The sequence below is a fragment of the Pseudomonas sp. S2_B10 genome, from assembly GCF_054668425.1.
In genome coordinates, this window is the sequence record NZ_CP162768.1 from 3482911 (window position 1) to 3501623 (window position 18713).

Sequence of the window (18713 nt, forward strand, 5' to 3'; positions counted from 1 at the left end):
GTGGCCTCCGACTGCGTTGTGAGAATAATCGTTAAGGCGGGTCGATTTCCATCCGAATAAGGTGAAAGTTTGATGCTGGATGCCAAAGAAGAAGAAATTTCAGCTATTTCTAACTTTTGTTCGACAGTCCTTCACGTAGCGGGTTTTCATCATTCACTACAAGCGGCCCTTATTACGCCGATCAAGGATAGACCATGACCCTGCCCGTGCTTGCCGAACTGCCCGCCATTCTCCTGCCGTTGGTCAGCCGATCCGAGCAGTCGTTCCGTACGTCCGTCGCCGCCCTTGAAGACGATCACGGCCTGTCGAACTGGACGTCGGAGCGCTGGGCGCAATTCGCCCGCGTCAGCGCCGCCAGCGAATTTGTCATTGAACAGAGCATTCGTGACCCTTTGATGTTGCTGTCGCTGGTGGCGTCCGGCGAACTTGATCGGGCGTTCGCGCCCGGCGAACTGTGCGCACAGATCGCCGCCGCCGTGAACTGCGCGCAGAGCGAAGACGAAGTCGGCCGCGCCTTGCGCCGTCAGCGTGCACGGCATCAGGTGCGGATCATCTGGCGCGACCTGACCCGTCAGGCCGATCTGGTGCAGACCTGCCGTGACCTCTCGGACATGGCCGACGCCACCATCGATCAGGCTTATCAATGGCTGTACAGCCGCCATTGCGAGCAATTCGGCACACCCACCGGCCGGCGCAGCGGTGAGCCGCAGCAGATGGTCATTCTCGGCATGGGCAAGCTCGGCGCGGTCGAGCTGAATCTGTCTTCCGACATCGACCTGATCTTCGCCTACCCCGAAGGCGGCGAAACCGTCGGCGTGAAACGCTCGCTGGATAATCAGGAATTCTTCATCCGCCTCGGCCAGCGTCTGATCAAGGCGCTCGACCCGATGACGGTCGACGGCTTCGTTTTCCGCGTCGACATGCGCCTGCGTCCATACGGATCGTCCGGTGCGCTGGTGCTCAGCTTCAACGCGCTGGAGCAGTATTACCAGGATCAGGGCCGCGACTGGGAACGCTACGCGATGATCAAGGCGCGGGTGGTGGCTGGCGATCAGGTTGCCGGCGCGCAGTTGCTCGATATGCTGCGGCCGTTCGTTTATCGGCGCTATCTGGACTTCTCGGCGATCGAAGCGCTGCGCACCATGAAGCAGCTGATCCAGCAGGAAGTGCGACGCAAGGGCATGGCCGACAACATCAAGCTCGGCTCCGGCGGCATCCGCGAGGTCGAGTTCATCGCTCAGGCCTTTCAATTGATCCACGGTGGCCGCGACCTGAGCCTGCAACAGCGTCCTCTATTAAAGGTGCTGAGCACGCTGGAAGGGCAAGGCTATCTGCCGCCGGCGGTGGTCAGTGAGTTACGCGAGGGTTACGAGTTTCTGCGTTACACCGAACATGCCATTCAAGCGATTGCCGACCGCCAGACGCAGATGCTGCCCGACAGCGCTCAGGATCAGGCGCGGATCGCCTTCATGCTGGGCTTCGCCGATTGGTCGGCGTTCCATGAACAACTGATGTACTGGCGCGGGCGCGTAGCCTGGCATTTCGCCCAGGTGATCGCCGATCCCGACGAAGAAGAGGGCGGCGAAAGCGAAGTGGTGGTCGGTGGTGAGTGGCTGCCACTCTGGGAGGAAGAACAGGACGAAGAGGCCGCGTGCCGACAGTTGCAGGAGGGCGGTTTCGTCGATGCCGGCAAAGCCCTGAAAGCGCTGGCCGGTTTGCGTGGCAGTCCGCAATTGCGCGCGATGCAGCGGCTGGGGCGCGAGCGTCTCGATGCTTTTATTCCTCGACTGCTTGCGCAAGCGGTGGAGCATGAAAATCCCGATCTGGTGCTCGAGCGCGTGCTGCCGCTGGTGGAAGCGGTGGCGCGGCGTTCGGCGTATCTGGTGTTGCTCACGGAAAACCCCGGCGCGCTGCGCCGCCTGCTGACCTTGTGTGCGGCGAGCCCTTGGATTGCCGAGCAGATCACGCGCTTCCCACTGCTGCTCGACGAATTGCTCAACGAGGGTCGGCTGTTCAAGCCGCCGCTGGCGCCGGAACTGGCGGCCGAGTTGCGCGAACGCCTGACGCGAATTCCCGAGGACGACCTCGAGCAGCAAATGGAAGCCCTGCGCCATTTCAAACTGGCGCACCGCTTGCGCGTCGCCGCCTCGGAAATCGCCGGCAGCCTGCCGTTGATGAAAGTCAGCGATTACCTGACCTGGCTGGCCGAAGCGATTCTCGAACAGGTGCTGGCCCTGGCCTGGCGGCAGACCGTGGCCAAGTACGGCACGCCGCTGCGCACCGACGGTACGCTGTGCGATCCCGGCTTCATCATTGTCGGTTATGGCAAAGTCGGCGGTATCGAATTGGGGCATGGTTCCGATCTGGATCTGGTGTTCATCCATGACGGCGATCCGCAGGCGGAAACCGACGGGCCGAAATCCATCGACGGCGCGCAGTTCTTCACGCGCCTGGGGCAGCGGATCATTCATCTGCTCACAGCGCAGACCAATTCCGGCCAGCTGTATGAAGTGGATATGCGCCTGCGACCGTCCGGCGCTTCCGGGCTGTTGGTGAGCTCCCTCGGCGCATTCGCCCGCTATCAGGAAAACGAAGCCTGGACGTGGGAGCATCAGGCCTTGGTGCGCGCGCGGGTGCTGGTGGGCAGTCAGGATGTTGGCCAGGCTTTTGAAAAAGTCCGCGCGCAGGTGTTGGGCAAACCACGGGATCTGGCCAAACTGCAACAGGAAGTCAGCGAGATGCGCGCCAAGATGCGCGACAACCTCGGCACCCGCAGCACCGCAGCCGGCACGGCGGCGAATGCGTTCGACGCGGGCGTGCCGTTCGACCTCAAGCAGGACGCCGGAGGTATCGTCGATATTGAATTTATGGTGCAATACGCGGCCCTGGCGTGGTCGCACAGCCATCCGCCGCTGCTGCGCTGGACCGATAACATCCGCATTCTGGAAGAGCTGGAACACGAAGGGCTGATGCCCGCCGAAGATGCCAGTCTGTTGCGCGAGGCCTACAAGGCCTACCGCTCCGCCGCTCACCGGCAGGCCTTGCAGAAGGACGCCGGGGTAATACCGGGCGACCAGTTTGCCGACGAACGCCGGCAGGTTTTGCGGATATGGAAAGAGATGGGGCTAAGCTGAAAGCGGTTTATGCAGCACCCAATACCCTGTGGGAGCGAGCTTGCTCGCGAATGCGGAGTGTCAGACGACACCGATGTCGGATGTGATGGCCCCTTCGCGAGCAAGCTCGCTCCCACAGTAATCTGCGCTGAAATGCAGATGTTGAAACAGATGCAAAACCCTGTGGGAGCTGGCTTGCCAGCGATAGCGGAGTATCAGACGACAATAATGTTGAATGTGAAGACCCCATCGCGGGCAAGCCCGCTCCCACAGTAGATCTACAGTGTTTGTAGAATTATCGAGGCGGGGAGGCGTAAATGCCTCCCCGGTTCGTTTTTGGAAACCACATGAATATTCTGATCGTTGGGCCCAGTTGGGTCGGTGACATGGTGATGGCGCAGACACTGTTTCAGTGTCTCAAGCAGCGCCACCCGCAATGCGCAATCGACGTGCTGGCGCCCGAATGGAGCCGGCCGATCCTTGAGCGCATGCCCGAAGTGCGCAAGGCCTTGAGCTTCCCGCTCGGCCACGGCGCGCTGGAACTGGCGACACGCCGACGCATCGGCAAGTCCCTGCGCGGTCAGTACGATCAGGCGATCCTGCTGCCCAACTCGCTGAAGTCGGCGCTGGTGCCGTTTTTCGCCGGCATCCCGAAACGCACTGGCTGGCGCGGCGAATTCCGCTATGGCCTGCTCAACGACGTGCGCACTCTCGACAAAGAACGCTACCCGCTGATGATCGAGCGCTTCATGGCCCTGGCCTATGAAGCCAACGCCGAGCTGCCGAAGCCCTACCCGCGCCCGAGTCTGCAAATCGACCCGGTGACCCGCGAGGCGGCACTGGTCAAGTTCGGCCTGAGCCTTGATCGCCCGGTCCTGGCCCTGTGCCCCGGCGCCGAGTTCGGCGAATCCAAGCGCTGGCCGTCCGAGCATTACGCCAAGGTCGCCGAAGCGCGCATCCGCGAAGGCTGGCAGGTGTGGCTGTTCGGCTCGAAAAACGATCACGCGGTCGGTGAAGATATCCGCGCACGTTTGATCCCGGGCCTGCGCGAAGAATCGGTCAACCTCAGCGGCGGCACCTCGCTGGCCGAGGCCATTGACCTGCTGTCCTGCGCCGATTCCGTTGTGTCCAATGACTCCGGCCTGATGCACGTCGCTGCGGCATTGAATCGTCCGCTGGTCGCGGTATACGGCTCGACCTCGCCGGGCTTCACCCCGCCGCTGGCTGAGCAGGTCGAGATCGTGCGCCTGGGCATCGAATGCAGCCCGTGCTTTGATCGCACTTGCCGGTTCGGCCATTACAACTGCCTGCGTCAGTTGATGCCGGAAGCGGTCAACGATGCCTTGCAGAAGTTGCAGGGCTCCGTGGTCGAGGTTCATTAACTTGCGGGTATTGCTGATCAAGACCTCATCGCTGGGCGACGTGATTCACGCGTTGCCGGCGCTGACCGACGCCGCCCGGGCCATTCCCGGAATCAAGTTCGACTGGGTGGTGGAAGAGGGCTTCGCCGAGATTCCGAGCTGGCACCCGGCGGTCGATAAAGTGATTCCGGTGGCGATCCGCCGCTGGCGCAAGAATCTGTGGAAAACCATCACCAGCGGCGAGTGGAAACGCTTCAAGCAAAGCGTGCGCGCCAATAAATACGATCTGGTGATCGACGCTCAAGGCCTGCTGAAAAGTGCCTGGCTGACCCGCTACGTCAAAGCCCCGGTGGCCGGCCTCGATAAAACCTCCGCTCGCGAGCCGATGGCTGCGCGCTTCTACGATCGCAAACTCGCCGTCGCCCGTGGTCAGCACGCCGTCGAACGCGTGCGCCAGTTGTTCGCCATCGCTCTGGGTTACGACCTGCCCAAAGGCCTCGGCGATTACGGCCTCAACGTTGAACGACTGGTCGAGTTGCCGCGCAAGAACGCCTACGTGGTGTTCCTGCATGGCACCACTTGGGACACCAAGCACTGGCCGGAACTCTACTGGCGCGAGCTGACCGAGCGGGTCGGCTACCTCGGCGTTGGCGTCAGGCTGCCATGGGGCAACCCTCAGGAAAAGGCCCGCGCCGAACGCATCGCCGCCGGCTTCAAGCACGCTGAGGTGCTGCCGAAACTCAATCTGGCTGGCGTTGGCAAAGTGCTCGCCGGCGCGCAGGCTTGCGTGGCGGTGGACACCGGGCTCGGCCATCTGGCCGCTGCGCTGGATGTGCCGACCATCTCGTTGTTCGGCCCGACCAACCCGGGCCTGACCGGCGCTTACGGCAAGCTGCAGATTCATCTGGCCAGCGACTTCCCGTGCGCGCCCTGCATGCAGAAAAAATGTACTTATCAACCGACCGAGCAGGATGCCCGTCAGTTTGACCTGAAACGCGAGCAGCCTTTGTGCTTCACGCGTGTGAACCCCGAGCGTGTCGCCAGCCGACTGAGCACGTTGTTAATGGCTGAGGAGCTGCGCTGATGCAATTGGCATTTGTCCTGTACAAATATTTCCCGTTCGGTGGCTTGCAGCGCGACTTCATGCGCATCGCTCTCGAATGCCAGAAGCGCGGCCATCAGATTCGCGTCTACACGCTGATCTGGGAAGGCGACGTGCCGCCGGGTTTCGAAGTGCTGGTGGCGCCGGTCAAAGCGTTCTTCAACCACCGTCGCAACGAAAAGCTCAGCGCGTGGATGGCAGCGGATCTGGCCAAGCGTCCGGTCGATCGCTTGATCGGCTTCAACAAGATGCCGGGCCTGGACGTCTACTACGCCGCCGACGGCTGCTTCGAAGACAAGGCGCAGAACCTGCGCAACTCGCTGTACCGCCGTTGGGGCCGCTATCGCCACTTCGCCGAGTATGAGCGCGCGGTGTTCGCCAAGGACGCGAAGACCGAAGTGCTGATGATTTCCGAAGTGCAGCAGCCGCTGTTCATCAAGTATTACGACACGCCGCTCGAGCGCTTCCACCTGCTGCCGCCGGGCATTGCCCAGGACCGTCGGCGGCCGGCGGATGCCGATGAAATCCGCGCCGGGTTCCGCGCGGAATTCAATCTCAAGGACGACGACCTGCTGCTGGTGCAGATCGGCTCCGGCTTCAAGACCAAGGGTGTCGATCGCAGCCTCAAGGCGCTGGCCGCGCTGCCGGCCGAGTTGAGAAAACGCACCCGGCTGTTTGTAATCGGCCAGGATGACCCCAAATTGTTCCAGATGCAGAGTGCGACGCTGGGCATGGGCGACAATGTGACCTTCCTCAAAGGCCGCAGCGATATCCCGCGTTTCCTGCTCGGTGCCGACCTGTTGATTCACCCGGCCTACAACGAAAACACTGGCACCGTGCTGCTTGAAGCACTGGTGGCCGGTTTGCCGGTGCTGGTCAGTGCGGTCTGCGGTTACGCCCATTACATCGCCGAGGCTGATGCCGGGCGAGTGCTGGACGAGCCGTTCGAGCAGGCGCAGCTGACCCGATACCTGACCGAGATGTTGAGCGACGACGCTGCACGGGCGGCCTGGAGCCGCAACGGTCTGGCCTTCGCCGAGACGGCCGACCTCTACAGCATGCCGCAGCACGCGGCGGATGTGATTCTGGCGGAGCACGCTTAATGAAGTTGATGCTGGCTGAACCGTTCAAAAGCCTTTGGGCCGGACGCGACCCGTTCGCCGAAGTCGAAGGCTTGCAGGGCGAGGTGTACCGCGAGCTGGAAGCGCGCCGGACATTGCGCACGGAAGTCGACGGCAACGGGTTTTTTGTGAAAATCCACCGTGGCATCGGCTGGGGCGAGATCTTCAAGAACCTGCTGACCGCCAAGCTGCCGGTGCTCGGCGCGGGTCAGGAGTGGAAAGCCATTCAGCGTCTGCAGGAAGCCGGCGTGCCGACCATGACTGCCGTCGCCTACGGCGAGAAAGGCAGCAACCCGGCGGATCAGCATTCGTTCATCGTCACCGAAGAACTCGCGCCGACCATCAGCCTCGAAGACTTCAGCATTGACTGGGTCAAGCAGCCGCCGGAGCCAACACTCAAGCGCGCGCTGATTGCCGAAGTCGCGCGGATGACCGGGATGATGCACCGCGCCGGGGTCAATCACCGTGACTGCTACATTTGCCATTTTCTGCTGCACACCGACAAACCGGTCACGCCGCAGGATTTCAAACTCTCGGTGATCGATCTGCACCGAGCCCAGACCCGCGCAAAGATCACTCAGCGCTGGCGCAACAAGGATCTGGCGGCGCTGTACTTCTCGGCGCTGGACATCGGCCTGACCCGTCGCGACAAACTGCGTTTTCTCAAAGGCTATTTCCAGCAACCAGTGCGGCAGATTCTGGCGGAAGAAGCGCCATTGCTGAGCTGGCTGCAAGGCAAGGCCGACAAGCTCTACGAGCGTAAACAGCGTTACGGGGATGCGCTCTGATGGCGGGTTGGACACTTGAGCCGCAGTACGGCGAACTCGCCGAAGATTTCGGCAGCCTCGAAGCCGTATTTGCCTTGCAGGGCGAACGCCTCACCCGCGATCCGCTGTCGGAGGTGGTTCGGGTGCAGCGCGACGGCGTCAATTATTACGTCAAACGCTACGTCGGCGCCGGTAAGGGCCTGCGCCGTTACCTCGGCAAGCCGCGCGTAAAAATGGAATGGCAGAACCTCAAGCGCTTCGCCAAGTGGGGCATCCCCACGGCCGAGGTGGTGGCCTGGGGGCTGGAGCGGCGGGGCGCGGCCTACGATCGGGGTGCGATGATCACCCGTGAGCTGCCCAATACCGAAGACCTTTCGGCACTGGCCGAGCGCAAGGATCCCAGGCTCAAGGATCGCGCCTGGGTCGACGGTGTCAGCCAGCAATTGGCCGGTTACACCCGGACCATGCACGACCATCGGTTTACGCATAACGATTTGAAATGGCGCAACCTGCTGATCGACGATCAGGCGCGCATCTTCCTCATCGACTGCCCCAACGGCGAATTCTGGCGCGGCTTCTGGCTCAAGTACCGGATCACCAAGGACCTCGCCTGTCTCGACAAACTGGCCAAATATCACCTGTCCAACACCCAGCGCCTGCGCTTCTACAAGCAGTATCGCCAGTGTGATCGGCTCGATGTCGCCGACAAGAAACGGATCCGCCATGTGGTGAGATTTTTTGAGGGGCGCGAATGACTGATTTTCTTGCCGAACAGGACCGCGCACTGCTGGAGCGCCACGGTCTCGGCAATTTCGATGCACTGTGGGCCAAACAGCTTGAAGCTGTGGATGAGCCCAACACTGCCGGTGGCGGCTGGAGCAGCGTGTTCCGTCTCGATCTTGAAGGCCAGGGCTATTACCTCAAGCGCCAGAGCAATTATCTGACCCGCACCTTGCAGGCGCCGTTTGGCGAACCGAGCTTTGCCCGCGAATTTCGCAACATCAGCCGTTACCGCAAGCTAGGCATTCCGGCGTTGCAGGCAGCCTTTTTCGGTGAGCGCAAGGTCGCCGGGGAAGTGCGCGCCATTCTGCTCACCCGTGCACTGGACGGCTGGAGCGACCTGGATTCGTTGCTGGCGTGCTGGGCGCAGCTCAGTGCCGCGCAGCATTCGGCCATTCTCAAGGCTTGCGGGCTGTTGGCGCGGCGGCTGCACGGCGCGCGTCAGGTGCATGGCTGTTTCTATCCCAAACATATTTTCCTGCGCGCCACCGGCGACGGCTATGAGGCGCAGCTGATCGATCTGGAGAAAACCCGGCCGTTGCTGTTCGGCATGCGTGATCGGGTCAAGGATCTGGAACCGTTGCAACGGCGAGCGCCGCAATGGAGCGAGGCAGACTTGCGCCAGTTGCTCGCGGCTTATCTCGATCAGCCGACTGACAGCTCGCTGCTCGACAGCTGGCTGAGCCGACTGACAGCGCGGCGCAGCCACAAGGAGACCCGCTGATGCAATTGTCCGAGCTGGCCCGCTCCGGGCGTACCCCCTCACTGCCGCTGACCGTGACCCTGGCGGACGCCGCCGGTGTTGCGGATTTGCAGTTGCTGAGCCTGCTGCGGGTGTTGCCCGGGCAGCGCTATGTTGGCGCCGGCGTCTGGCGCGGTCGGCCGGTATTGGCCAAGTTGCTGGTCGGCAGCAAGGCCGCCCGGCATTTTCAGCGGGAGCTGGACGGTGTGCGCCTGCTCGCTGCGCAAGGTCTGACCACGCCGCTGCTGTTGGCCGATGGACTGAAAGACGGTGAGGGTGGCTGGCTGCTGTTCGAATTCCTCGAGGGCGCCGAGAGCCTCGGTGATGCCTGGGCCGAGGTCGAGTCTCTGCCGGCACTGGCCGATGAGCAGACCGCCGTTCTGGCCGAAGCGCTTGACGCTATCGGTCGGATGCATGGCAAAGGACTCTGGCAGGAGGATCTGCACCTGGACAATCTGCTGCGTCACGGCGGTCAGTTGTACCTGATCGATGGCGCCGGAGTTCGTGCGGAAGCTGCGGGCCAGCCACTGTCCCGACAAAAAGTGCTGGAAAATCTCGGGGTGTTTTTCGCTCAGCTTCCGAAGTCACTCGAGCCGTTCACCGAAGAGTTGCTGGTCTATTACCTGTTGAGCAACAGCGAACATGCTTTGCCGCTGGAGGCGTTGCAGAAACAGATCGACAAGGTGCGCAGTTGGCGGCTCAGGGATTATCTGAACAAGGTCGGCCGTGAATGCACGCTGTTCGCCGTGCAGCGCGGTGCATTTGTCCTGCGCGCCGTTCGCCGTGAAGAAGCAGCGGCCATGCTGCCGGTGCTTGATCAGGCCGACGCCTTGCTTGATCGGGGGCATCTGTACAAGACCGGCGGCGCGGCCAGCGTCGGCAGAGTCGAGGTGGCCGGGCGAGCTCTGGTTATCAAACGCTACAACATCAAGAATTTCGCCCATTGGCTCAAGCGCTTCTGGCGCCCGAGCCGGGCCTGGCATTCGTGGCGTGAAGGCAATCGCCTGGCGTTCCTGGGCATCGCCACGCCGAAACCGCTGGCGGTACTGGAAAAGCGTTTTTTGTGGCTGCGCCGCAGTGCCTATCTGGTCACCGAGTTCCTGCCCGGGCCGGACATCATCGAGCGCTTTGCGCCGTACGTGGAAAATGGCCAGGCACCGGAAGCCGAGTTGCTGGCGCTTGATCAATTGTTTGCCCGATTGATCGCCGAGCGCATCAGTCATGGCGACTTCAAAGGCCACAACCTATTCTGGCAGGCGGATCGCTGGGCGCTGATCGACCTCGACTCCATGTGTCAGCACTCATCGGTCGGCAGTTTTGCCCCAGCTTACGCCCGCGATCGCGCGCGGTTCATGCGCAACTGGCCTGAAAGCAGCGCGTTGTACCAGGTCATTGATCAGCGGTTGCCGAAAGAAGTCTCCAGCGCAGGGTGATTCCTTCTCACGAGCAGACTCGTTCTTGCAATGGACCTGGTCCACTGCGAAACGGAGTCTGTGGGCAGTAGCGGACAAAATACAGCGATCTGTCCTACAACTTCTCCAGAAGCCATGAACTGTGCCCTGCTCGGGCTCGATGCTAATTTGCCTGACGATCTCGGAGGGCGAATCTTGAGCATGAAAAAAATTCTGACGCTGGGCGTAATGTCTGCAGTTCTCTCAGGCTGTGGCAGTGTCTCGACCGTTTTGCAGGGCGACGCCGATGCTGCCCGTGACCTGCGCAAAAAGAAGACCTACTGCCAATCGATTCCGCGCATCTACAGTGGTCTGGCCTTCGATTTTTGCACGCTGAATGCGCCGCCTGATCCTACGGGTATGCTGGCGCCCTTTGTGTTGCTCGATCTTCCGCTGTCCGCCGTGTTCGATACCGTTTCCTTGCCCTATACGATTTACCGGCAAATCGAGGATGGCAATCTCAGTATCTATTGGCGTCCCAATCGCGGGTGACGTTGTGCAGTTTTCTCGTTTTGAAAATCGGGGCGAGGTGCGCGAGGTTCTTGAAGGCGTAGAGCCTCAGCTCTGGCGCTCGGCTTCTGTCTTGAAACTTTGTACGATTTTTTATCTGAGAAGGGTCAGCACCGCGCATCAACACATGTGATTTTTGAACGCCGAGGAAAGCGGGAAGATAACGAGTTGGAGCTAGAGTTTCGCAGAATGTGCGGTGGTGCCAATCGAATGGGCGTGCAACTGCCGTTCGAAATAGTCTTCGCCACAAAGCAGGTCAATTCCACCGGCTTACAGCTGGCTGATCTTGTTGCGAGACCCATTGGTATGAGTGTTTTGAGAGCGGGTCAGGAAAATCGCGCTTTCGAGGTGCTCAAACGCAAGTTTTATTGCAGCGGTGGGCGCATAAACGCTGGAGAAGGTTTCGAAAATTGGGGCTTGAAGATTTTCCCGCCTCCAAAAAGCGAAAAGCCCCGGTGATCTCACCGAGGCATTAGCGCCGACCGGGATCCCCCAGTCCATTTGAGTTGGAGTCTATTGCGACGTCCAAAGCCTGTCAACGTGGCGACTGCCTGTTCCTGCTAGAGGCTTGCGGGCGCTTTTACGCTATAATCCCGCCCTTTAGCTGCCACTCGCCCTGTGCGAGGGCACATCAATTTTCAAGGCGCATCGCGCCTGCATGCAGACTAAAGAGGCTAGACCCCTGTGGCATTGACGATTCTTGGCCTGTCCGGCGCCCTTAGCCATGATCCTTCCGCAGCCTTGTACATCGACGGCAAGCTGGTCGCGGCGGCTGAGGAAGAGCGCTTCGTACGCGATAAACATGCAAAGAACCGCATGCCCTACGAATCGGCGAAATTCTGCCTCGAGCAAGCCGGCATCAAACCGTCGGACGTTGACGTGGTGGCGATTCCTTTCGCTCCGATCAGCCTGTTCGGCAAGGCCCGCTGGCACTACGCCAAGCGCTACTGGTACGCCCCGGATCGTGCTCTCGATGCGATCCTGATGGGCAACCGTCGCTACAAGCGCTATCGCAACAAGATCGTCTGGTGCCTCGAGCAACTGGGCTTCGATCCGAAGAAAATCAAGATCGAGCCGGTCGAGCATCACCTGGCACACGCCTCCAGTGCTTATCACTGCTCCGGTTTCAAGGAAAAAACCGCAATCCTCGGCATCGACGGTAAAGGCGAATACGCCACGACCTTCTTCGGTTACGGCGAAAACGGCAAGATCCACAAGATCAAGGAATTCTTCGACCCGGATTCCCTCGGTGGTCTGTACGGTGCGATCACCGAATTCCTCGGTTTCGAGATGCTCGACGGCGAGTTCAAGGTCATGGGCATGGCGCCATACGGCGATGCCAGCAAGTACGATTTCTCGCGTCTGGCCTCGTTCGAAAATGGCGAGCTGGTGATCAACACCGACTACGCCAACGTGATCGGCCTGCGTCGCTATAAAGAGAAGGGCAAGGGTTTCTACTTCTCGCCGAAGCTGATCGAGTGGCTGGGTCCGAAGCGCGAAGGCGACATCGCCGACGAGCCTTACATCCACTACGCCGCAAGCATGCAAGCACTGTTCGAGAAGCTCGCGTTGCAGATGATCGACCACTATCTGGGCGACGTGCTCAAGGAAACCGGCAAACTGGCTTTCGCTGGTGGCTGTGCGTTGAACGTCAAGCTGAACCAGAAAATCATCGCTCGCGACGACATCAAAGAGCTGTTCGTACAGCCTGCGTCCGGCGATGCCGGCACCGCAGTCGGCGCTGCCGCTTACGTGTCGCACGCCCGTGGCGTACCGGTCGAGAAGATGGAACACGTCTACCTCGGCCCGTCGTACAGCAACGAGGACGTGATTGCCGCGTGTGCCCGGCACGAGAACAAGCCGACCTGGCGCAAGCTCGACAACATGCCGGAGCAGATCGCCCAGATCATGGTCGATGGCAACCCGGTCGCCTGGTTCCAGGGCCGTATGGAATTCGGTCCGCGCGCGTTGGGTGGTCGTTCGATCATCGGTTGCCCGAGCGTGGCCGGTGTCGCCGACCGCATCAACCATCAGATCAAGTTCCGCGAGCGCTGGAGGCCTTTCTGCCCGTCGATGCTCGACACAGTCGCTCCACAGATGATCAAGATCGATCACCCGGCGCCGTTCATGACCTTCACCTTCGAAGTCGCCGAAGAATGGAAAACCCGCGTGCCGGAAGTCGTCCATGAGGACGGTACTTCCCGTGCCCAGGTACTCAAGCGCGAATACAACCCGCGCTACTACGACATGATGAAGGCGCTGGAAAACCTCACCGGTAACGGCGTGTCGCTGAACACTTCGCTCAACCGTCGTGGCGAACCGATGATCTGCTCGCCGACCGACGCGCTGAACATGTTTTTCGGCTCGGATCTGCAGTACCTGATCATGGAAGACATTCTGGTGGTCAAAGAGGGCGCCAACGCTTATGACTCGCTCGGCTGAACGCCATGTGCTGCAGTTCTGTCACGGCTATGACGGGCCGTTCCTGGACTGCGCGCGGCAGTACGCCAGCCTGTTTGCCGGCACCGGCTATCGGGTGACCACGGTGTTTCTGACCGGGGCCGCCGATAGCGAGGTGGCCGCAGCGTGTGCTTCCGATGAAGTGTTGTTCATGGAGTACAGCTCCAAGGCCATTCGTGGCCTGAAACTGGGGGCTATCGGCGATCTGCGCAAGATCGTCGCCTCACGCAATTTCAGTCTTTGCATCGCCCATCGCTTCAAGCCGATCTATATCGCCTTGCTCGGCACATCGCTGCCGGTCATTGGTGTGCACCACGCGTTCGGCGATTACCAGCGTGGGACGCGCAAGTTGTTCGCGCATATTTTCCGCCAGCGCCTGAGCCTTCTCGGCGTGTCGGATGCAGTGCGTGACGACATGCGACGCTGCCTGCCGAAATGGCCGGCAAGCCGAATCCAGACGTTGTACAACCGCATCGATGTGCCTGCACTGCAAGCCCGTCAGGTACCTTCCGAAGAAGCGCGGCAGATCCTCGGGCTGTCGCCGGATGCCTGGATTGTCGGTAACGTCGGCCGCCTGCACCCGGACAAGGATCAGGCCACGTTGCTGCGCGGGTTTGCCCAGGCGCTGCCAGGCCTGCCGGACCACAGTCAGCTGGTCATTCTCGGCAGCGGTCGCCTGGAGCAGGATCTCAAGGCGCTGGCCCGTGAGCTGGGCATTGCCGACCGAGTGCTGTTTCTCGGTCAGGTGCCCGATGCGCGCAATTATTTCCGCGCCTTCGATGTGTTCGCCTTGAGCTCCGATCATGAACCGTTCGGAATGGTCTTGCTGGAGGCCATGGCCGCCGGCTTACCGTTGCTGGCCACCGCGTGCGGCGGGGCGAAGGAAGTGGTGGAGGGTGTGGGCATCCTGTTTCCATTGGGCGATGCCGAGCATCTGGCTCAGGGGCTGCAACATCTGGCCGCGATGGATGAGCCGCAGCGTCGTCAATGTGCGCAGATGATGCTCGAGCGACTGCATGAGCGTTTCTCCGACCGTGCGGTGCGCGAGACCTTCTGGCGCCTGCCGCCAGTTACCGATCTGGCAACGAGGGGCTGATGCTCAACCGATTTCAAGGCTGGCGCGAACGTGGCTGGTCGCCCGTTGACGCCTCGACCTACGCCACTACCTGGCAACGTTATGGCGGCAGTGTCGCGACACATCCGCTGGTCATCGAGCGCCTGGCGGACCTGGCCGGGATCCCGGTGCGTTATCTGGCCTGGCAGCAGCAGGGCGAGGTTAAAGCCGCTATTGCTACCTGGGGGCGCGACCTGGCTCTGTCCAAGGACGTGCTCAAACGCAACGGCAAGAAAGGCCTGTTCGACCTCGGCAATGCCGAGCTGATCCTGCCAGCCGCCGTCGATGCCCAGGCATCGCTGCGACATCGGGCGCGCTATCTGTCGGCACTCAACGAAGGCCGTTTCAGTGGCCTGAAGTTGCAGGCTGAGCAACTGGCCATGGCCCGCACGCCGGAAGAGTTGTCGAAAAAGTTTCGCTATAACCAGCGTCGAGAGCTGCGTCTGCTGGAAGAAGCGGGCGGTGTGGTGCGAGCGGTCAGCGAGTTTTCCAGCGTTGAGCTGGCCGCGATGTACTGCGATCTGTTTCAGCGCCGCTGGGGCTTTCCGGCGACCGGCGCGGCGCGCATGGCCGAGGTCATCGAGTTGCTGCGCGAGTTGCTGATCGGCTCGGTCATTTTCCTCAACGATGCGCCGATTGCGATTCAATTGGTCTACCGCGTTGAGGCGGCAGAATGGATCAGTGTCGAATACGTGAATGGCGGCGTGGATCCCGAAACCCGCGAGTTCAGCCCCGGCAGCGTGCTGAGTTTTCTCAATACGCAAAGCGCCTGGGAACACGCACGGGCACTCGGCAAGCCGCTGCGTTTTTCATTCGGGCGCGCTGACCGTGAATACAAGGACCGCTGGTGCAACCCTGTGCCGGTGTTCACCGTATGAGTCAGACCATGAGCCGCAAACAGCAATTGCTCAGACGCCATCGACGCAACAAGCGCGTGGCCATGTTGGTCGCGCTGGCCGCCATTATCGCGCTGAGCGTGCTGGTCGCCTGGTGGCTGGCGCCGGTGTTGCTGATTGGCGGCTGGATCGCCCATGAGGCGTGGTTTGCCGATCATCTTTTCTACGCGCCCGGCGACGATTACCAATACAGCTTCCCGGCGTATACGCCGCAGCCTAAGGTGCATCTGAACGGCGAGCAGTTGCGTCTGGATGAAGGGGTGATGCTGGCTGACGAAGCCGTGCTGATTCTGGCTGTACAGGTCAAAAGTACTTGGCTGGGACGTTTTCTTGATCCTTTCATCGAGTTGTCGGGTGGCGCCAATCCTGACGTGCAGACCTTTGAACGCGGTGTCGGCGGCCTGCGCTATCTGAACCTGAGCGGTCAGGCGCAAGCGTTGTCCGAAGGAGTATTGCGTCTGCGCGGCCGTTTCTGTCGAGTGTCGGGCGAGCCGGTACTGTGGGCGCTGGAACACGCTGATTATCGTCGCCAGCGGGTCATGGTCATTGCCCCTCACGCGGATGATGCGGAGCTGGCGGCATTCGGGTTGTACAGTCAGGCCGATGAAGCCTGGATCGTCACCTTGACCGCTGGCGAAATCGAGGCCGAACATTATCAGCAGATGGGCATGAGCAAGGTCGACGCAGCGCGGCTGAAGGGACGCTTGCGCGCCTGGGACAGCCTCACCGTGCCGCAATGGGCTGGTGTCCCCCAGGAACGCTGCGTGCAGTTGGGCTATTTCTGCCTGCAACTGGCCGCGATGCGGGACAAGCCGGAGCAACCGGTGGGCTCGCGCGAAGCGGATTTGAGCGATACCCGTCTGTTCCGTCAATTCAACCGGTTTGTTCTGCCAAGTGACGCCGATGGCGCGCCGACCTGGAACAATCTGCTGGCTGATCTGCGCGAAACAATGCTGCGCGCGCGTCCGGACGTTATCGTGCTGCCGCATCCGACGCTGGACCCGCACCCCGACCACGTCTGCGCGCAGCAGGCTGTGCTTGAAGTGTTGAAGGGGCTGGACTGGCAGCCGACGCTGCTCGGTTATGCCAACCATCTGCACGATAACGACCGGTGGCCGATGGGCAATAGTGGCGATGGCGTGGCGCTGCCGCCAGCCTTTGATGCTGGCGTGCCGGTGCAGCCGGTTTGCCTGGCATTGTCTCTGCAACAGCAGCGTGACAAGGCAATGGCCCTGGGCATGATGCATGACCTGCAGCCGCCCGCGCCGTTCAAGCGTCGCTTGCGTCGCAGCTTGCAGCGATTGCTGGCTGGGCGCGCCGGTTCGCCTTATGGCGAAAACGAATTTTTCCGCAAGGCGGTTCGGCGACATGAACTGTTCTGGCGTTTGTAGCGACACAGGCGCCCGCGCAAGACTTTCTTGCGGGCGGGCATGTTCAGGTTTGCTCGGGTTGCTGTTGCGGCAAGGAAGACAATGAAAGTTCTATTTCTGGTGCAGAAAGATCAACGGGCCATTCTCGATCGTTTGTATGAGGGTGTCGCCGCCCATTGTGAGTGCGATCTGCGCTGGTTGAGCGGTGACGAGCAGCGCAATCTGCGGCGATATTTCCGCCGCGAAGTCGATGTTACCCGCTATGACCGCATCGTGTTTTTCCTGCGCTTCAAGCAGGAGATCCGGCAGGTCGGGTTTATCCGCACTATCCCCAATCTGGTGATTCTGGAGCACGATGCCTATCAGAATTACATCCCCTGCAAGTACACCGGCAAGTTCAGTGCGCACTATCGGCGTTTGCCGTGGGCACGGGTGATCAGTTCCGGTTTCGTGGTTGCCGAGCGCCTGCGCTCGGAGGGCTTCGACGCCGTGTTCGTGCCCAAGGGCTACGATCAGACGCAATTGCAGGACCAGGGGCGCGAGCGGGATATCGAACTCGCCTTCGTCGGCAGCACCAACAGTGTGGCCTACAGTGGCCGCAAGGCGCTGCTGGATGAACTGGGCCAGGTCGAGCCGCTGCTGGTGACGCGGACCAAGTCCGGCGGCGAGTACGTTGACACGCTCAACCGTATCCGTTTTTTTGTCAGCGCGGACGTGGGCATGGGCGAGTTCATGATCAAGAACTTCGAAGCCATGGCTTGCGGCTGCGTCCTGCTGGCCTATGATCAAGGCGCCGCCGAAGCTGCGGCGCTGGGTTTGCAGGACATGCACAACGTGGTGTTCTATCAGACGATCGCGCAGTTGCAGGAAAAGCTGGCCACGCTGCGCGAGGATCCGCAACTGGCGCAACGCATCGCTGACAACGGTCGCGAGCTGGCGGTGGAGCAGTTCAGCTTCGCGCGGATCGGTCAGCGCATCGTTGAAGAGCTTGAGCCGTCGTTGCGTGAGCGGGCGCCGCTGAGTCTGCTGGAAAAAATCCGCCTGAAAGTGGGCATTTGACAAGTGTCATATAGCCAGTGATATTGCTGGCGACTTCTGATTAACGAGATATCGGTGCAATTTTCCAAAGAAAGCCAGATTACATTGGTGGTTACCAGCTGCGGTCGACTCGATCTGCTCAAGGCCACTCTCGATAGCTTCGACCGGTACAACACGGCACCCATTCGTGAAGTGTTCATCACCGAAGATGCCGGCGACGAAGGCGTTGCCGGGATTCTGCCTGCCCACTGGAAAGAACATTGCACGGTTTTCGTCAATCGTCCGAAGCTGGGCCAGTTGGCATCGATCGACCTGGCCTACGGACACGTCAGCACCCCCTACATTTTTCATTGCGAAGATGACTGGGAGTTCTATCGTCCGGGGTTCGTCGAAGACTCGATGACCATTCTGCAAGCGCGGCCGGAAATTCTGCAGATCTGGTTGCGCAGCTATAATCACGATCTGCGTGTTCACAGCCCATACATCCACTTGGGCGCGCGCGAGATTGTCGATGGCGTCGCCTGTTATCCGCTGATTTCCGACAAGCCGGAGTGGCAAGGGTTCTCGCTGAACCCGGGGTTGCGCCGACTCGAGGATTATCGGTTGTGTGCGCCTTTCGCCGGACACGGTGGCGAGAAGGCCTTGTCACAGCGCTACTCGCAACTGAACAGGGAGGCCTTGATACTCGAGGCAGACGCGGTCATGCACACCGGTTTTGGTTTGCATGTGCAAACGGATATCGAGCGTGAACGCAAAGCGCGCCGCAATCGCCGCGAGCAGATTAAATTTGCCTTGTTTCTGTTGCTGGGAGTCTGCATTGGCTGGTTCATCAACTGAGTTCGAGTACGCCGCAGCTTGTCCCCGCAAATCCGTGCAACGGCTTTCTGC

At 60.8% G+C, this 18713-nt stretch carries 16 protein-coding genes and 1 pseudogene; all 17 read left to right on the top strand.

Annotated elements, in window-relative coordinates; all coding sequences use genetic code 11:
- Positions 1-72 precede the first annotated feature (72 nt).
- Positions 73-198, top strand: coding sequence for a hypothetical protein (locus tag AB4O45_RS15610; protein WP_256584330.1), 126 nt, complete (start codon positions 73-75; stop codon positions 196-198).
- On the top strand, positions 195-3134 hold the full coding sequence (glnE, locus tag AB4O45_RS15615) for a bifunctional [glutamate--ammonia ligase]-adenylyl-L-tyrosine phosphorylase/[glutamate--ammonia-ligase] adenylyltransferase (RefSeq protein WP_460160276.1): 2940 nt from the start codon (positions 195-197) through the stop codon (positions 3132-3134). Before AB4O45_RS15610 ends, glnE begins: the two co-directional genes overlap by 4 nt.
- 326 nt (positions 3135-3460) lie before the next feature.
- Positions 3461-4495 (top strand): lipopolysaccharide heptosyltransferase II, encoded by a 1035-nt coding sequence (gene waaF, locus AB4O45_RS15620; RefSeq protein WP_095180992.1) that lies wholly within the window; start codon positions 3461-3463, stop codon positions 4493-4495.
- A 1-nt stretch (position 4496) separates the two neighbouring features.
- Positions 4497-5558 (top strand): lipopolysaccharide heptosyltransferase RfaC, encoded by a 1062-nt coding sequence (gene rfaC / locus AB4O45_RS15625; RefSeq protein ID WP_323620069.1) that lies wholly within the window; start codon positions 4497-4499, stop codon positions 5556-5558.
- Positions 5558-6679 (top strand): glycosyltransferase family 4 protein, encoded by a 1122-nt coding sequence (locus AB4O45_RS15630; RefSeq protein WP_310219249.1) that lies wholly within the window; start codon positions 5558-5560, stop codon positions 6677-6679. The genes rfaC and AB4O45_RS15630 overlap by 1 nt, the downstream gene beginning before the upstream one ends.
- Positions 6679-7485, top strand: a complete 807-nt coding sequence (gene rfaP, locus AB4O45_RS15635) for a lipopolysaccharide core heptose(I) kinase RfaP (RefSeq protein WP_252877312.1) — start codon at positions 6679-6681, stop codon at positions 7483-7485. Before AB4O45_RS15630 ends, rfaP begins: the two co-directional genes overlap by 1 nt.
- Entirely contained in the window at positions 7485-8219 is a 735-nt protein-coding gene (locus AB4O45_RS15640) for a lipopolysaccharide kinase InaA family protein (protein ID WP_041477623.1), read from the top strand. Before rfaP ends, AB4O45_RS15640 begins: the two co-directional genes overlap by 1 nt.
- The gene (locus AB4O45_RS15645) at positions 8216-8968 is read left to right on the top strand and encodes a lipopolysaccharide kinase InaA family protein (protein ID WP_056787474.1); all 753 of its coding nucleotides are present in this window, start codon (positions 8216-8218) and stop codon (positions 8966-8968) included. The genes AB4O45_RS15640 and AB4O45_RS15645 overlap by 4 nt, the downstream gene beginning before the upstream one ends.
- Positions 8968-10419, top strand: a complete 1452-nt coding sequence (locus AB4O45_RS15650; protein ID WP_460160277.1) for a lipopolysaccharide kinase InaA family protein — start codon at positions 8968-8970, stop codon at positions 10417-10419. Before AB4O45_RS15645 ends, AB4O45_RS15650 begins: the two co-directional genes overlap by 1 nt.
- A gap of 180 nt (positions 10420-10599) precedes the next feature.
- Positions 10600-10929, top strand: a complete 330-nt coding sequence (locus AB4O45_RS15655; protein ID WP_370593503.1) for a YceK/YidQ family lipoprotein — start codon at positions 10600-10602, stop codon at positions 10927-10929.
- A 72-nt stretch (positions 10930-11001) separates the two neighbouring features.
- Positions 11002-11406, top strand: a pseudogene (locus tag AB4O45_RS15660) (DUF3800 domain-containing protein); the annotation flags it as partial.
- A gap of 225 nt (positions 11407-11631) precedes the next feature.
- Positions 11632-13389 carry a carbamoyltransferase family protein gene (locus tag AB4O45_RS15665; RefSeq protein ID WP_024011327.1) on the top strand — a complete coding sequence of 586 codons (1758 nt, stop codon included), beginning with the start codon at positions 11632-11634 and terminating at the stop codon, positions 13387-13389.
- A complete protein-coding gene (locus AB4O45_RS15670) occupies positions 13373-14503 on the top strand; it encodes a glycosyltransferase (protein WP_460094322.1) in 1131 nt (376 codons plus the stop codon). The genes AB4O45_RS15665 and AB4O45_RS15670 overlap by 17 nt, the downstream gene beginning before the upstream one ends.
- The gene (locus tag AB4O45_RS15675; protein WP_353187912.1) at positions 14503-15399 is read left to right on the top strand and encodes an antimicrobial resistance protein Mig-14; all 897 of its coding nucleotides are present in this window, start codon (positions 14503-14505) and stop codon (positions 15397-15399) included. The genes AB4O45_RS15670 and AB4O45_RS15675 overlap by 1 nt, the downstream gene beginning before the upstream one ends.
- 8 nt (positions 15400-15407) lie before the next feature.
- Positions 15408-16808, top strand: a complete 1401-nt coding sequence (locus AB4O45_RS15680) for a PIG-L deacetylase family protein (RefSeq protein ID WP_460161509.1) — start codon at positions 15408-15410, stop codon at positions 16806-16808.
- An 81-nt stretch (positions 16809-16889) separates the two neighbouring features.
- Positions 16890-17846, top strand: a complete 957-nt coding sequence (locus AB4O45_RS15685) for a glycosyltransferase (protein ID WP_460160278.1) — start codon at positions 16890-16892, stop codon at positions 17844-17846.
- A 54-nt stretch (positions 17847-17900) separates the two neighbouring features.
- On the top strand, positions 17901-18662 hold the full coding sequence (locus AB4O45_RS15690; protein WP_252877317.1) for a glycosyltransferase family 2 protein: 762 nt from the start codon (positions 17901-17903) through the stop codon (positions 18660-18662).
- The last annotated feature ends 51 nt before the right edge of the window (positions 18663-18713 follow it).

Excerpts from the sequence above, each read along its gene's own strand:
- AB4O45_RS15630 (WP_310219249.1), top strand. The coding sequence starts at position 5,558 with ATGCAATTGGCATTTGTCCTGTACAAATATTTCCCGTTCGGTGGCTTG.
- AB4O45_RS15670 (WP_460094322.1), top strand. The coding sequence starts at position 13,373 with ATGACTCGCTCGGCTGAACGCCATGTGCTGCAGTTCTGTCACGGCTAT.
- AB4O45_RS15640 (WP_041477623.1), top strand. The coding sequence starts at position 7,485 with ATGGCGGGTTGGACACTTGAGCCGCAGTACGGCGAACTCGCCGAAGAT.
- AB4O45_RS15655 (WP_370593503.1), top strand. The coding sequence starts at position 10,600 with ATGAAAAAAATTCTGACGCTGGGCGTAATGTCTGCAGTTCTCTCAGGC.
- AB4O45_RS15650 (WP_460160277.1), top strand. The coding sequence starts at position 8,968 with ATGCAATTGTCCGAGCTGGCCCGCTCCGGGCGTACCCCCTCACTGCCG.
- glnE (WP_460160276.1), top strand. The coding sequence starts at position 195 with ATGACCCTGCCCGTGCTTGCCGAACTGCCCGCCATTCTCCTGCCGTTG.
- rfaP (WP_252877312.1), top strand. The coding sequence starts at position 6,679 with ATGAAGTTGATGCTGGCTGAACCGTTCAAAAGCCTTTGGGCCGGACGC.
- AB4O45_RS15685 (WP_460160278.1), top strand. The coding sequence starts at position 16,890 with ATGAAAGTTCTATTTCTGGTGCAGAAAGATCAACGGGCCATTCTCGAT.
- AB4O45_RS15610 (WP_256584330.1), top strand. The coding sequence starts at position 73 with ATGCTGGATGCCAAAGAAGAAGAAATTTCAGCTATTTCTAACTTTTGT.
- AB4O45_RS15680 (WP_460161509.1), top strand. The coding sequence starts at position 15,408 with ATGAGCCGCAAACAGCAATTGCTCAGACGCCATCGACGCAACAAGCGC.
- AB4O45_RS15675 (WP_353187912.1), top strand. The coding sequence starts at position 14,503 with ATGCTCAACCGATTTCAAGGCTGGCGCGAACGTGGCTGGTCGCCCGTT.
- waaF (WP_095180992.1), top strand. The coding sequence starts at position 3,461 with ATGAATATTCTGATCGTTGGGCCCAGTTGGGTCGGTGACATGGTGATG.
- AB4O45_RS15645 (WP_056787474.1), top strand. The coding sequence starts at position 8,216 with ATGACTGATTTTCTTGCCGAACAGGACCGCGCACTGCTGGAGCGCCAC.